The organism is Schlegelella aquatica, assembly GCF_026013905.1.
GTDB lineage: Bacteria > Pseudomonadota > Gammaproteobacteria > Burkholderiales > Burkholderiaceae_C > Caldimonas > Caldimonas aquatica.
This window is the reverse complement of record NZ_CP110257.1, coordinates 2,380,010-2,393,951: the sequence shown is the minus strand read 5'-3', so window position 1 is coordinate 2,393,951 and position 13,942 is coordinate 2,380,010. Positions and strand designations below refer to the sequence as shown.

The 13,942-nt window shown below is 69.1% G+C and carries 17 protein-coding genes; 14 read left to right on the top strand and 3 right to left on the bottom strand.

The features are described from left to right. Positions 1-105: 105 nt before the first annotated feature. On the bottom strand, positions 106-399 hold the full coding sequence (gene rpsT / locus OMP39_RS10910) for a 30S ribosomal protein S20 (protein WP_264891751.1): 294 nt from the start codon (positions 397-399) through the stop codon (positions 106-108). A gap of 149 nt (positions 400-548) precedes the next feature. Between rpsT and murJ the strand changes: the two genes are divergently transcribed. Together murJ and OMP39_RS10900 are read left to right on the top strand one after the other, a co-directional pair. Beyond that, positions 549-2,102, top strand: coding sequence for a murein biosynthesis integral membrane protein MurJ (murJ, locus tag OMP39_RS10905; RefSeq protein WP_264891750.1), 1,554 nt, complete (start codon positions 549-551; stop codon positions 2,100-2,102). A 112-nt stretch (positions 2,103-2,214) separates the two neighbouring features. Further along, positions 2,215-3,075, top strand: coding sequence for a SirB1 family protein (locus OMP39_RS10900; protein ID WP_264891749.1), 861 nt, complete (start codon positions 2,215-2,217; stop codon positions 3,073-3,075). Between the two features lie 62 nt (positions 3,076-3,137). On the opposite strand, the gene purM is transcribed toward OMP39_RS10900, so the two are convergent. Then, entirely contained in the window at positions 3,138-4,172 is a 1,035-nt protein-coding gene (gene purM / locus OMP39_RS10895; protein WP_264891748.1) for a phosphoribosylformylglycinamidine cyclo-ligase, read from the bottom strand. 99 nt (positions 4,173-4,271) lie between these two features. Between purM and OMP39_RS10890 the strand changes: the two genes are divergently transcribed. The 8 genes from OMP39_RS10890 (at position 4,272) to OMP39_RS10855 (ending at position 10,925) form a co-directional block, all read left to right on the top strand. Further along, positions 4,272-5,333 (top strand): AI-2E family transporter, encoded by a 1,062-nt coding sequence (locus OMP39_RS10890; protein ID WP_264891747.1) that lies wholly within the window; start codon positions 4,272-4,274, stop codon positions 5,331-5,333. Positions 5,334-5,335: 2 nt separating this feature from the next. Beyond that, complete coding sequence (gene hda, locus OMP39_RS10885; RefSeq protein WP_264891746.1) at positions 5,336-6,031, top strand: DnaA regulatory inactivator Hda; 696 nt, start codon at positions 5,336-5,338, stop codon at positions 6,029-6,031. Further along, positions 6,028-6,753, top strand: a complete 726-nt coding sequence (locus tag OMP39_RS10880; protein ID WP_264891745.1) for a histidinol-phosphatase — start codon at positions 6,028-6,030, stop codon at positions 6,751-6,753. Before hda ends, OMP39_RS10880 begins: the two co-directional genes overlap by 4 nt. Beyond that, positions 6,731-8,236: a polynucleotide adenylyltransferase PcnB gene (pcnB, locus tag OMP39_RS10875; RefSeq protein WP_264891744.1), complete on the top strand. Its 1,506-nt coding sequence runs from the start codon at positions 6,731-6,733 to the stop codon at positions 8,234-8,236. Before OMP39_RS10880 ends, pcnB begins: the two co-directional genes overlap by 23 nt. Further along, positions 8,226-8,789: a 2-amino-4-hydroxy-6-hydroxymethyldihydropteridine diphosphokinase gene (gene folK / locus OMP39_RS10870; protein WP_264891743.1), complete on the top strand. Its 564-nt coding sequence runs from the start codon at positions 8,226-8,228 to the stop codon at positions 8,787-8,789. Before pcnB ends, folK begins: the two co-directional genes overlap by 11 nt. Further along, the gene (locus OMP39_RS10865) at positions 8,786-9,148 is read left to right on the top strand and encodes a DMT family protein (RefSeq protein ID WP_264891742.1); all 363 of its coding nucleotides are present in this window, start codon (positions 8,786-8,788) and stop codon (positions 9,146-9,148) included. Before folK ends, OMP39_RS10865 begins: the two co-directional genes overlap by 4 nt. A 108-nt stretch (positions 9,149-9,256) precedes the next feature. After that, on the top strand, positions 9,257-9,904 hold the full coding sequence (locus OMP39_RS10860) for a DUF47 domain-containing protein (RefSeq protein WP_264891741.1): 648 nt from the start codon (positions 9,257-9,259) through the stop codon (positions 9,902-9,904). 10 nt (positions 9,905-9,914) lie between these two features. Further along, positions 9,915-10,925 carry an inorganic phosphate transporter gene (locus tag OMP39_RS10855; protein WP_264891740.1) on the top strand — a complete coding sequence of 337 codons (1,011 nt, stop codon included), beginning with the start codon at positions 9,915-9,917 and terminating at the stop codon, positions 10,923-10,925. 38 nt (positions 10,926-10,963) lie between these two features. On the opposite strand, the gene OMP39_RS10850 is transcribed toward OMP39_RS10855, so the two are convergent. Continuing rightward, entirely contained in the window at positions 10,964-11,437 is a 474-nt protein-coding gene (locus OMP39_RS10850; protein WP_264891739.1) for a hypothetical protein, read from the bottom strand. A 215-nt stretch (positions 11,438-11,652) separates the two neighbouring features. Here OMP39_RS10850 and rpsP point away from each other — a divergent pair, with 215 nt between their 5' ends. The 4 genes from rpsP (at position 11,653) to rplS (ending at position 13,873) form a co-directional block, all read left to right on the top strand. Beyond that, complete coding sequence (gene rpsP, locus OMP39_RS10845; RefSeq protein WP_264891738.1) at positions 11,653-11,910, top strand: 30S ribosomal protein S16; 258 nt, start codon at positions 11,653-11,655, stop codon at positions 11,908-11,910. Between the two features lie 29 nt (positions 11,911-11,939). After that, the gene (gene rimM / locus OMP39_RS10840) at positions 11,940-12,542 is read left to right on the top strand and encodes a ribosome maturation factor RimM (RefSeq protein WP_264891737.1); all 603 of its coding nucleotides are present in this window, start codon (positions 11,940-11,942) and stop codon (positions 12,540-12,542) included. Between the two features lie 73 nt (positions 12,543-12,615). Beyond that, a complete protein-coding gene (trmD, locus tag OMP39_RS10835; protein WP_264891736.1) occupies positions 12,616-13,374 on the top strand; it encodes a tRNA (guanosine(37)-N1)-methyltransferase TrmD in 759 nt (252 codons plus the stop codon). Positions 13,375-13,519: 145 nt separating this feature from the next. Continuing rightward, positions 13,520-13,873, top strand: coding sequence for a 50S ribosomal protein L19 (gene rplS, locus OMP39_RS10830; RefSeq protein WP_264891735.1), 354 nt, complete (start codon positions 13,520-13,522; stop codon positions 13,871-13,873). Positions 13,874-13,942: the final 69 nt, after the last annotated feature.

Sequence of the window (13,942 nt, the reverse complement as noted above, 5' to 3'; positions counted from 1 at the left end):
CCCGCGCGCCTGCGCAGGCCGGCGGCGCCCCTGAGCGACCATGAGCCACCAATGAAAAAGGCCCGCGCAAGCGGGCCTTTCGTTCACACAACCCGGTGTCGATTCTCAGGCGGACAGGGCCTTGATGGCGGCCGACAGGCGGCTCTTGTGGCGAGCGGCCTTGTTCTTGTGGAAGATGCCCTTGTCAGCGATCGAGTCGATCACCTTCTGGGCGCTCTGGAACAGCTCGGCGGCGCGAGCCTTGTCGCCGGCCTGAACGGCCTTCTGCACGTTCTTGACGGCGGTGCGGAACTTCGAACGCAGCGCGGAATTCGCGGCGTTGAGCTTGACGTCCTGGCGGGCGCGCTTGCGGCCAGAGGCGATCCGAACGGTCTTCTTGGCTTTGGACGAGGTGGCCATGTGCTTACTTTTCCGGGTTGAGCAAAGCCGCGAAGTATAGCATCCGCGCGCCGGGGCGGCCAGGGGTGCCCCGCAAGGCGGCAGGGCCCGTTCCTATAATGCGCCGGTCTTGCGCCGCCGCCCGCGGCGCCGCCCTCCGGCGTTGCCCCATGAACCTCCTCCGCGCCGCCTCCACTGTCTCACTGTTCACCCTAGCTTCGCGCATCACCGGCCTCGCCCGGGAGCTGCTCGTGGCGGCGGCCTTCGGCGCGAGCACCTGGACGGACGCCTTCAACGTCGCATTCCGCATCCCCAACTTGCTGCGGCGGCTCTTCGCGGAGGGGGCGTTCTCGCAGGCCTTCGTGCCCATCCTCGCCGAAACGCGCGCCCAGCGGGGCGACGAGGCCACGCGCGACCTCGTGGATGCGGTGGCCACCCTCTTGTTCTGGGTGCTGCTCGCGCTGTGCGTGGCGGGCGTGGTCGCAGCCCCGCTGCTCGTGTATGCGATGGCGGCCGGCCTTCCGCGGCCGGGGTTCGACGCCGCGGTTTCGATGACCCGCTGGATGTTCCCGTACATCGGCTTCATGTCGCTGGTCGCGCTGGCCGCGGGGGTGCTCAACACCTGGAAGCGCTTCGCAGTGCCGGCGGCCACGCCGGTGCTTCTCAACCTCGCGATGATCCTGGCGGCCGGGGTCCTGGCCCCCCGGTTCGCGGCCTGGGGCATCGAGCCGATCTACGCGATGTCGGCGGGGGTCGTCGCCGGGGGGCTGTTGCAGCTCGCCTTGCAGGTGCCGGCGCTCCTGCGCATCGGCATGCTGCCGCGGCTGCGCGGTCTGCGGGCCGCCTGGCACCACCCCGGGGTGCGGCGCGTCGTGCGGCAGATGGGACCGGCCGTGCTCGGGGTGTCGGTGGCGCAGCTCTCGCTGCTGATCAACACCCAGATCGCTTCGCACCTGCCGGCCGGCAGTGTGTCCTGGTTGACCTACGCCGACCGGCTGATGGAGTTCCCGACGGCGCTACTCGGTGTGGCATTGGGCGTGGTGTTGTTGCCGCAGCTGGCCTCCGCCCAGGCCCGCAAGGACGACGAGGGCTACTCGGGCCTGCTGGACTGGGGGCTGCGGCTGGTGGTCCTGCTCGCCTTGCCCTCGGCCGTGGCGCTGCTCGTCTTCGCCGAGCCGCTGGTCGCCTCGCTCTACCACTACGGTGCCTTCGCGGACCACGACGTCCGGCAGACGGTGTGGGCGCTGATGGGCTACGGCGTCGGCCTGCTCGGGCTCGTCGGCGTCAAGGTGCTGGCGCCGGGCTTCTACGCCAGGCAGGACATCCGCACCCCCGTGAAGATCGGCATCGTGGTGTTGGGGCTGACCCAGGCGATGAACGCGGCCTTCGTCCCCTTCATCGGGCACGCGGGGCTGGCCCTGTCGATCGGAGTGGCCGCGGTGGTCAATGCCTCCTGGCTGCTGCACGGTCTGAGGCGGCGCGGCGCCTGGCGGCCGGCGCCGGGGTGGGGGGTGTTCCTGGCCCGGGTGGTGCTTGCCACGGCGTTGCTCGCGGCATTGCTCGTTTACGCCGCGCAGGCCCTCGACTGGACGGCCCTGCGGGCCAGCCCCTGGGCGCGGCTCGGGTGGCTGGGCGCGACCCTGGTCGCCGCTGCCGTTCTGTACTTCGGCGCGTTGTGGGCGACGGGGCTGAGGCCGCGGGAGTTCCTGCGGCGCGGGCACTGAGCCGTTCTCCGTTGCACCGGCAGCGGGGCGGACGCGCCCCGCCTCCCGGGGCGAGGCGGGCCTCGCCCTCGTGGGGAGGAAGAACGCGCCTCCAGCGCCTACACTTGAGGCGATGCACATCGAGAAGCCCACGCCGCTCGACTACTTTGCCGCGCTGGTCGCCGACGACGAGAGCCTGCCGCTGACGGAGGCGGCGCTCGCCCTCGCCCAGGACGAGTTCCCGGACCTCGACCTGCAGGCCGTGCTCGCCGAGATCGACGCGCTGGGGGCGCGACTCAAGCGCAGGCTGCCGGCCGACGCCGGGCCGGTGCAGCGGCTGCGGCTGCTCAATCACTACTTCTTCCAGGAGCTGGGCTTCGGCGGCAACGTCAACGACTACTACGACCCGCACAACAGCTGTCTCAACGTCGTGCTGCGCACGCGCCGGGGCATTCCGATCTCGCTGGCGGTGCTCTACCTGGAGCTTGCCGGCCAGGTGGGGCTGAAGGCCAGCGGCGTCTCCTTCCCGGGGCATTTCCTCGTCAAGCTGCGCATGCCGCGTGGCGAGGTGGTGATGGACCCGTTCTCGGGCTTGTCGCTGTCGCGCGAGGAGCTGGACGACCGGCTCGAGCCCTACAAGCGCCAGCGCGGGCTGGTGGGCGAGTTCGACATGCCGCTCGGGCTGTTCCTTCAGGCTGCGACCTCGCGCGAAGTGCTGGCGCGCATGCTGCGCAACCTGAAGGAGATCTACCGCACCCGCGAGGACTGGCCCCTCTTGCTTCGCACCTGCGAGCGCCTCGTCATCCTGCTGCCGGACAGCCTCGACGAGCGGCGCGACCGCGGCCTGGCGTACGCGGAGGTGGGCCGCGACGAGGAGGCCATCGCGGACCTGAGCGTCTACGTGGCCCAGGCCGACGAGGCCGACGACCGCCTGGCCATCGCCGAGCGCCTGGACGAGCTGCAGCGCGGGCGCACCCAGCCGCGGTGGCATTGACCGCCCGTCAGCGCCGCTCCTTGGTGACGCGGCGGCCGGCGCCGTGCACCGGGCGACGGCGCTCAGACCACCACGGTCGCGGCCTCGCCTTGCGGGCGCGGGGCGATGCGGCCGATGCGGTAGACCGTCTCGCCGTGGCGGGCCAGGATGTCGGCCGTTCGGGCGGCGTCGGCTTCCGCGACCACCAGCACGAAACCGATGCCGCAATTGAAAGTGCGGTGCATTTCGTGCTCGGCGACCCCGCCTTCGCGCTGCAGCCAGGAGAAGATCTCCGGCCGGGGCCAGGTGCTCTGGTCGATCACCGCCTGGGTGCCGTCGGGCAGGCAGCGCGGGATGTTCTCGACCAGGCCACCGCCGGTGATGTGGGCCATGCCTTTGATGTCCACCTCGGCCAGCGCCGCCAGCACGGGCTTGACGTACAGGCGCGTGGGCGCCATCACCCGGCTGCGGAACTCCTGGCCATCCAGCGTCGCGGGCAGCTGGGTGCCCGCGCGCTCGACGATCTTGCGCACCAGCGAGTAGCCGTTGGAGTGCACGCCGCTGGACGCCAGGCCCAACACCACGTCGCCCGGGGCGATGCGACGCCCGTCCACGATGCGGTCTTTCTCGACCACGCCGACGCAAAAGCCCGCCAAGTCGTACTCGCCGGCCGGGTACATGCCGGGCATTTCGGCGGTCTCGCCGCCGATGAGCGCACAGCCCGAATCCTCGCAGCCGCGCGCGATGCCCCCCACGACACGGGCCGCGGTGTCGACATCCAGCTTGCCGCAAGCGAAATAGTCGAGGAAGAAGAGCGGCTCGGCCCCTTGCACCAGGACGTCGTTGACGCTCATGGCCACGAGGTCGATGCCGACGGTGTCGTGCATGTTCCACTCGAAGGCCAGCTTGAGCTTGGTGCCCACGCCGTCGGTGCCGCTCACGAGCACCGGTTGCCGGTAGCGCTTGGGCACCTCGAACAGCGCGCCGAAGCCGCCGATGCCGCCCAGCACGCCTTCGCGCAGCGTGCGTTTGGCCAGGGGCTTGATGCGTTCGACGAGGGCATCGCCGGCGTCGATGTCGACACCGGCATCGCGGTAGGACAGGGGAGGTTGAGACATGATCGGCGGTGCCGGCGCGCGGCGGCCGGCCTATAGAATTTGCGCGATTCTACCGGCGCCCGGGGGCCTGGCCCCGCGAGCGCGCTCGTCCCGAACTTCATGACCTTCTCCAACGCGCAACGTCAAGCGATGGCCTGGGCGGCCATCGCCGCGGCGGCCCTGTTGCTGCTGTGGCTGCTGGCCCCGGTGCTGATGCCGTTCCTGGTCGCCGCGGTGCTGGCCTACGCGCTGCACCCCGCGGTCGAGGCGCTCGCGCGCCGCCGGGTGCCGCGCATGGTGGCGGTGGGCCTGGTGGAAGCCGGCGCGATCCTCGCCCTGCTCGGGCTGCTCTTGCTGATGGTGCCGATCCTGTCCAAGGAGTTGCCCCTGCTGCGCGAGCAGATCCCGATGCTCGCGGCTCGGCTCAACGAGACGCTGGCGCCCTGGCTCGCCGAGTACGGCATCGACCTCAAGCTCGACATCGCGAGCATCAAGGCCTTCGTGCTCAAGTACCTCGACGCGAACCTCGAGGACTGGCTGGCCACCGCGCTGAGCTCCGCGCGCATCGGGGGCAGCTTCGTGCTGGCCATCGCGGGCAACGCGGTGCTGGTGCCGGTGGTGCTGTTCTACCTGCTGATGGACTGGCCCCGGGTGGTCGATCGCGCGCGCCAGGCGGTCCCGCCGCGGTTCCGGCCCGCGGTGGAGGGTTTCGTCGCCGAATGCGACGCCGTGCTCGGGCAGTACCTGCGGGGGCAGTTGCTCGTCATGGCGCTGCTGGCGATCTACTACAGCGTGGGCCTGGCGCTCTTTGGCTTCGATCTGGCCGTGCCGATCGGGGTGTTCACCGGTCTTGCGATGTTCATTCCCTACCTCGGCTTCGGCCTCGGGCTCGTGCTGGCGCTGCTGGCGGGCGTGCTCGAGTTCCAGAGTCTCTACGCCCTGGTGTCGGTCGCCGTCGTCTACGGTTCCGGGCAGGTGGTCGAAAGCCTGTTTCTCACCCCGCGGCTGGTAGGTGAGCGCATCGGCATGCATCCCATCATGGTGATCTTCGCGCTGCTGGCGTTCGGCCATCTGTTCGGTTTCATCGGCGTCCTGGTGGCGCTGCCGGTCAGCGCACTGCTCGTGGTGGCGGTGCGCCGGATGCGGGTGGCCTATCTGGGCAGCCGGCTCTACCTGGGGTGAGCATGAGGCAGTTGCCGCTCGGCCTCGGGCCGCAGGAAGTTCCGACGTTCGACAACTATGCTGTGGGGCCCAACCGCGCGGCCGTCGAGCATCTGTGCGGGCTCAACGGCCAGCACGCGCCGGCGCCCGTCTATCTTTGGGGAGAGCCGGGCACGGGCAAGACGCACCTCTTGCGGGCCCTGGCCCACGAGGTGGCCTCGCTCGGGGGTCGGGTCGGCTGGTTCGACCACACCGGCGGGCCGAGCGAGTTCGACGAAGGCTGGCGGCTCGTCGTCTTCGACAGCTGCGAACGCTACGGTCCGGCCGACCAGCATCGGGCGTTCGCCACCTTCGTGCAGGCCACGACGCACGGGCAGCTGATTGCAGCAGCCGGCCGCTGGCCGCCGGTCGACCTGCCTTTGCGCGAGGACCTGCGCACGCGCCTCGGGTGGGGGCCGGTCTTCCAACTCCTGCCGCTGTCGGAGGCGGAGTGCCGGGCCGTGCTGCGCCAGGCCGCGGACCGCCGCGGCGTGTTCCTGTCCGACGAAGTGATGAGCTACCTTCAAACCCGTTTTTCGCGCGACCTGGGCAGCCTCATGTCGATGCTGGACCGCTTGGATCGCTTCGCGCTGGCCACACAGCGAGCGGTGACCATCCCGCTGCTCAAGCAGATGCTGGCCGAGGAGGGGGCACCCGTCGCGCAAGGAGAGTTCCGATGAGTGCCGAGGCCCGGCCCGGCGCAGCCGGGTTGCCGCGCAACCTGTGCCTGTTCGACCTGGACCACACACTGCTGCCGATCGACTCGGACCACGCGTTCGGCGAGTTCCTGGTGCGCGTGGGGTGGGCCGACGCGCAGGAGTTCCGCCGGGGCAACGATGCCTTCTACGCGCAATACCGTGCGGGGCGCCTCGACATCGACGCCTACATCGAGTTCACGACCGCCCCGTGGCGCCACCGCAGCGCCGAGGAGCGCCGCTGGCTGCAGGGGCGCTTCGTCGAGGAGGTGGTGCGCCCGCACCTCAAACCCGCGGCGCTCGATCTCGTGCGGCGGCACCGCGAGGCGGGCGACCTCATCGCCATCGTGACCGCGACCAACGAGTTCGTGACGCGCCCGATCGCCGAGCTGTTCGAGGTGGAGCACCTGCTGGCCGTCGAGCTGGAGCGCGACGAGACCGGTACCATCACGGGACGCATACGCGGCGTGCCGTCGTACCAGGCGGGCAAAGTGACCCGCGTGGACCAGTGGCTCGCCTCGTTGGGCGCTCGCTGGGAAGACTTCGAGCGCACGAGCTTCTACAGCGATTCGCCCAACGACCTGCCGCTGCTGGAGCGCGCGAGCGACCCGGTCGCGACCAATCCGACGCCGGCCCTGCATAAGACCGCACAAGAACGCGGCTGGCGCATCCTGAAGCTGTTCCATGATCAAGAAATTCATCCATAAGCTGCTGGGCAAGAAGGCCGCCGACACGGCGGCGCCCGCCACCGTGCGCGGCCCGCTCCACCTGGGCAAGCGGGCCGAGGTGCCCAAGAGCGAGCACGGCATCGACGTGTCGCTGGTGGACGAGCGCGCCATCAAGGTGGTGCGCACGCTGACCGACGCCGGCTACGAGGCCTACATCGTCGGCGGCGCGGTGCGAGATCTGCTGCTCGGGCTGCGTCCGAAGGATTTCGACGTGGCCACCAATGCGACGCCGGAGCAGGTCAAAGCGTTGTTCCGCCGCGCCTTCATCATCGGGCGGCGCTTTCGCATCGTGCACGTGGTGTTCGGGCGGGGGCGCGAGCACGAGGTGATCGAGGTCTCCACGTTCCGGGCGTACCTCGATCCCTCCGCGGCCGAACAGGTGAACGGCAACGAGAAGACTTCCAAGGCGGAGCTGGCGGGCAAGAGCCACGTGGTCGACGCGAGCGGCCGCGTGCTGCGCGACAACGTCTGGGGCCCGCAGATCGAAGACGCCGCGCGGCGCGACTTCACGATCAACGCGATGTACTACGACCCGCAGCGCGAGATCGTGGTGGACTACCACGGCGGCATCAAGGACGTGAAGAAGCGCCTGCTGCGCATGATCGGCGACCCGGAAACGCGCTACCGGGAGGACCCTGTGCGTATCATCCGCGCGATCCGGTTCGCCGCCAAGCTCGGCTTCGAGATCGAACCCAAGACGCGCGGGCCGATGCACCGGATGGCCGCCTTGCTCGACAACGTGCCGGCCTCGCGCATGTTCGACGAGATGATCAAGCTGCTTCAGACCGGGCACGCGCTGGCCTCGCTGGAGCAACTGCGCAAGGAAGGGCTGCACCGTGGCGTGTTCCCCATCCTCGACGTCGTGCTCGACGAGCAGCAGCGGCACGACGGGCGCGAGCGCTTCGTGCAGCTGGCGCTGGCCGACACCGACCGGCGCGTGGCCGAAGGCAAACCGGTGGCGCCGAGCTTCATGCTCGCCTGCTTGCTGTGGCACGACGTCCTCGACCGCTGGGAGCGCCGCCAGTCGGCCGGCGAGCATCCGTTCCCGGCCTTGCAGGGAGCCATCGACGAGGTGTTCGATGCCCGCGTGGGCGACATCTCCGGACGCGGCAAGCTGGGCGCCGACATGCGCGAGATCTGGATGATGCAGCCGCGCTTCGACAAGCGCGTCGGCAATGCGCCTTACACCCTGGTGGAGCAGCCGCGGTTCCGCGCCGGCTTCGACTTCCTGCGCCTGCGCGCCGATGCCGGCGAAGTGGACGCCGAACTGGCCCAGTGGTGGGAGGCCTTCTCGCAGGCCGACGAGCACCGCCGCCGCCAGCTCATCGAGCAGGCGCGCGAGCAGGACAGCCGGCGCCGCGAGGCGGGCGAGGGAGCGCCCGCTGCGAAGAAGCGACGCCGTCGCCGTCGCAAGCCGCAGGCCGTGGCCACCCCTGCGGCCGACGCCGCCGATGCAGGCTGAGGCGCACGTTCCCCACCCGGGCTCGCACGGCCCGGCCGTGCTTGCCTATGTCGGGCTCGGTGCGAACCTGGGCGATGCCCTGACCACGCTGCGCGAGGCGGTGGCCGCCTTGCGGGCGTTGCCCACCGTCGACGAGGTTCGTGTCTCGCCCGTCTACCGCAGCGCGCCGATCGAGTCGAGCGGGCCCGACTATCTCAATGCCGTCGCCGCGGTGGTGACCACGATGCCGCCGCTGGACTTCCTCGCGCGGTTGCAGGCCATCGAGCAGGCCCATGGGCGGCTGCGGCCTTATCGCAATGCACCGCGAACGCTCGATCTGGACCTGCTGCTGTGGGGACAGGACCGCATCGCACTCCCCGAGCTGGAGGTGCCGCATCCACGGATGCACGAGCGGGCCTTCGTGCTGGCGCCGCTCGCCGATCTCGATCCCGATCTGGTCGTACCCGGTCGCGGTCCGGCCCGGGTGCTGCTCGACGCCGTCCAGGACCAGCGCCTGATCCGCCTGGCGCACTCCCTGGTTCCCGGCGACCCCGCCTGCGGAGTCACTCCATGACGTCTCATGCCCTCGGTGTCTCGGTGCAGACCATCGGCCTGCTCGTCGCCTCCAACGTCTTCATGACCTTCGCCTGGTATGGGCACCTCAAGAACCTCGCTACCGCGCCTTGGTACGTAGCGGCGTTCGTGAGCTGGGGCATCGCGCTGTTCGAGTACCTCCTGCAGGTGCCCGCCAACCGCATCGGCTACTCGAGCGGCGTCTTCTCGCTCGCGCAACTGAAGATCATGCAGGAGGTCATCACGCTCACGGTGTTCGTGCCCTTCGCGATGGTCTACATGAAAGTGCCGTTCAAGTGGGACTTCGTCTGGGCCGGGCTGTGCCTGGTGGGCGCGGTCTACTTCATCTTCCGTTCGTGAGTCCGGCCGGGCGGCGGGGGCGCGGCCCCGAGCTGTCACAATACGGCCATTTTTGCCCCGCGGGCGACCCTCGCGGGCGATGTGCCACACGACCCACACGGTTTCATCATGATCTTCGGCAAGCTGTTGCCTCGCGAGGGCAATTTCTTCGAACTGTTCAACCAGCACGGCGAGAAGATCGTCGAAGGCGCACGGGCCTTCATGGCGATGGTGCAGAACTACTCGGACCCGGCTGAACGCGAACGCTACGCGGTGCAAGTCGATGCGGCCGAGCGCCAGGCCGACAAGATCACCGCGGAGGTCAACCGGCTCCTGCACAAGACCTTCATCACGCCGATCGACCGCGAGCAGATCCATTCGCTGATCAATGCGATGGACGACATCCTCGATCTGCTGCAGGACTCGTCCGAGACCATGTCGCTGTACGACGTGCGGTCGATGACCGAGGAGGTCGAGCGGCTCACGGACCTGAGCGTCAAGTGCTGCGAGCGCGTGCGCCATGCGGTGTCGCTGCTGGCACAGTTGAGCAAGCGCGACGCGGCCGAGGCGGCGATCAAGACTTGCGAAGAGATCGACAAGCTCGAGTCCGATGCCGACCGCGTGATGCGCGCGGCCATGTCCAAGCTGTTCCGCGAGGAAGAGGACGTGCGCGAGCTCATCAAGCTCAAGGCGATCTACGAGCAGCTCGAAGCGATCTCCGACCGCTGCGAGGACGTGGCCAACCTGATCGAGGGCGTCGTCCTCGAGAACTCCTGAGTCGCGCTCCATGGACGCAGTACAGGTCGGCTTCTGGGTCGTCGTGATGCTGGTCGCGCTCGCGATCGCATTCGACTTCATGAACGGCTTCCACGATGCCGCGAACTCCATCGCCACCGTCGTCTCCACCGGGGTGCTCAAGCCGCAGCAGGCGGTGCTGTTCGCCGCCACCTTCAACTTCGTCGCGATCTTCGTGTTCCATCTGAAGGTCGCGGCCACGGTCGGCAAGGGCATCGTCGTGCCGGGCGTGGTGGACCACTATGTGGTCTTCGGGGCACTGATCGGCGCGATCGCGTGGAACGTGATCACGTGGTTCTACGGCATCCCGTCGAGCTCCTCGCATGCACTGATCGGCGGCATCGTCGGGGCCACGCTCGCCAAGGCGGGCTCGAGCGCGCTGATCGGCTCGGGCATCCTCAAGACGGTGGCCTTCATCTTCGTCTCGCCGCTGCTCGGCTTCCTGCTGGGTTCGTTGCTGATGGTGGTCGTCGCACACTTGTTCAGGCGGACCTCGCCGTTGCTGGTGGACAACTGGTTCCGCCGTTTGCAGCTCGTCTCGGCGGGGCTGTATTCGCTTGGCCACGGCGGCAACGACGCGCAGAAGACCATCGGCATCATCTGGATGCTGCTGATCGGCTCGGGCTACGCCGCCGCCACCGACACGGCGCCGCCGACCTGGGTGATCTGGGCGTGCTACATCGCGATCGCGGTGGGCACCATGTTCGGCGGCTGGCGCATCGTCAAGACGATGGGGCAGCGCATCACCAAGCTCAAGCCGGTGGGCGGCTTCTGTGCCGAGACGGGCGGGGCGATGACGCTCTTCCTGGCCACGGGGCTGGGCATCCCGGTGTCCACCACGCACACCATCACCGGCGCCATCGTCGGCGTCGGCTCGACCCGGCGTGCCTCCGCGGTGCGCTGGGGCGTGGCTGGCAACATCGTGTGGGCCTGGATCTTCACGATCCCGGCGTCGGCCTTCATCGCGGCGGTGTTCTACTGGGTCGGCCTGCAGATCTTCTGACGCGCCCGCGCCAAGGGCGGGGCGCTGTCTGCGCCCCGTCACTGGCTGATCTTGCGGGCTTCCTCGATCTGCGTCTCGAAGTAGCGCTGGAAGCCGTAGGCGATGGTCGCCATCAGCACGCCGGCGCCCACCATGAGCGCGACGATCACGCCGATCACCGCGCCCCATCCCGTGCGGTGCTCGGGGCCCTGGGGGTTGTGGCGCGCGTTCCACTTCTCGTCCGGCGTGAGGCCGTAGAGGATCGCGCAGAACATGCCTTGCGCGATCATGAGGCCGAGCAGCGGCACGAGCACCCACGACAGCCGGTCGTCCTGGCCGAACTCGATCATTCGTTGCACACCGATCACGCCCAGCGCAGTGGGCAGCGGGTGCAGCCAACCGAGGATGTCGCGCAGCCCATGCAGGTAAAGGCGGTGCAGCCCCAGGCTGCCTCCGAGGACGGCAATCCAGGTGGCGAGCGTCTTGGACTTGTACGGCCGCGCCGCAGAGCCGGTGGGGAAGGTCGCATTCATGGGAGCGCTACTGTAACGACAACGGCTCCAGCCCGGCGCAAGGAGCCACGCTTGGGCGGTGCGGCTGCACGCTATAATTTCGGGTTCTCAGCGCCGGCTGCCGGGCTTTGCCTCAGGCAGCACGTATCTACGGTGCTGACCTAGCGATCCGGCTGCCGAGCGCCTGTGTGTCTCCTGGTGCATCGCGCCCAACGAGAATTTCGAAGGAAAACATCATGGTCGTGATTCGACTCGCACGGGGCGGCTCCAAGAAGCGCCCGTTCTACAACATCGTCGCTGCCGACTCGCGTCACCGCCGCGACGGCCGCTTCCTGGAGCGTGTGGGCTTCTACAACCCCGTGGCCTCCGGCGCCGCCGAGAAGCTGCGCGTGGCGCACGATCGCGTCGAGTACTGGCTGAGCAACGGTGCGCAGCTGTCGCCCACCGTCGCCCGTCTCGTGAAGGAAGCCAAGGCAGCCACCCCGGCCGCCTGAGCTCGCTTCCACACGCCTGCCTTGATGCCGTGTCCGCCTGGCCTGGCGCAGCCGACGACGAGGTGGCGTGGCCCGACGATGCTGTCGAGGTCGGTCGCATCGTCGACGCCTGGGGGGTGAAGGGCTGGATCAAGGTCCAGCCCTACTCGGCCGATCCTCAGGCCCTGTTTTCCTCACGCCGCTGGTTCCTCCAGCCGCCGAACGGCCCGCGGCCCGCCGCCAAGCCCGGCGCGCCGGCGGCAGGTCCGATTCCCCGCCTGCTCAAGATCACCCACGCCCGTGAACACGGCGACTGGGTGGTGGCCTGTGCGCAGGAATTGCCCGACCGCACTGCGGCCGAGGCGCTCAAGGGGGCGCGGGTCTTCGTGTCGCGCGCCAGCTTTCCGACCGCCGCGCAGGACGAGTACTACTGGGTCGACCTGATCGGTCTGGAAGTCGTCAACCGCGAGGGGGCCGCGCTCGGGCGCGTGACGGATCTGCTGGACACCGGTCCGCACTGCGTGCTGCGCGTGCAGGCCGAAGTGCCCGGCGGCGAAGCGATCGAGCGGCTGATTCCCTTCGTGTCGGCCTACATCGACTCGGTGGATCTGGCCGCCCGCCGCATCGTGGCAGACTGGGGTCTCGATTACTGAGCGCCCCTGCCGGGCGGCCCGCCTGCCACCTCCTGCCCCCTTGCGGGCCGTTCATCTGCCGCTTGCTCGCCCGATGCGATTCGACGTCATCACGTTGTTCCCCGAGCTCTTCGAGCCCTTCCTGACGCAAGGGGTGACGCGCCGCGCCTACGAGAGCGGACAGGTGGACGTGCACTTGTGGCCGCTGCGCGAGCATGCGCTGGACAACTACCGGCGGGTGGACGACCGGCCGTACGGCGGCGGGCCCGGCATGGTGATGCTGGTCGAGCCGTTGGAGCGGGCGTTGGCCGCCGTGCGCGAGGCGCGGCGCGCCTCGGGCGCCCCAGCGGGGCCGGTCGTGTCCTTCTCGCCCGCCGGGCGTCGCCTCGACCAGCGGCTCCTGCGCGAATGGGCATCCGGCGAAGGAGCGATCCTGGTCTGCGGGCGCTACGAGGGCATCGACCAGCGCTTCATCGACCGCCACGTGGACGTGGAACTCAGCCTCGGCGACTTCGTCCTCTCGGGCGGCGAGATCCCGGCACTGGCCCTGCTGGATGGGATCGCGCGGCTGCAACCGGGTGTGCTGAACGACGCCCAGTCGCACGAGCAGGACAGCTTCTCCGACGGGTTGCTGGACTGCCCGCACTACAGCCGCCCGGAGGTGCTCGAGACGGATGAGGGGCCCTTGCCGGTGCCGGCCGTGCTGCTGTCGGGCCACCATGCCCAGATCGCGCGCTGGCGCCGGGAGCAGGCGCTGCGCCTGACGGCCGAGCGCCGGCCGGACCTGATCGAGGCGGCCCGGGCGGCGCGTCTCCTCAGCACCGAAGACGAGCGCTTCTTGGCTCGGCTATAATCGCAGGCTTTTCGATCCTCTACCCGCCCATGGCGGCCGGGGTGAGGCTTGCGGGTGCCCCGGCGGGGCGCCGGCGGCTTCATCCCAGGCAGCCTCTCACAAGCTCTTCGAAGGTTTGCGGCGCGGCACGATCACAGGAGAAACCATGGATCTGATCCGTCAGCTCGAGCAGGAAGAAATCTCCCGGCTCAACAAGAACGTCCCCGAATTCGCCCCCGGTGACACGGTGGTCGTCAACGTCAACGTCGTCGAAGGCAACCGCAAGCGCGTGCAGGCCTACGAGGGCGTGGTGATCGCCAAGCGCAATCGCGGCCTGAACAGCAGCTTCATCGTGCGCAAGATCTCCAGCGGCGAGGGCGTCGAGCGTACGTTCCAGCTGTACAGCCCGCTGATCGCCTCGATCGAAGTCAAGCGCCGCGGCGACGTGCGTCGCGCCAAGCTGTACTACCTGCGCCAGCGCAGCGGCAAGTCGGCCCGCATCAAGGAGAAGCTGGCCTAAAGCCTTCGAAGGCTCCCGGCTTGTCCTTCCCGCAGCCGCCTCGCGCCCACCGCGCAGGCGGCTTTTTCG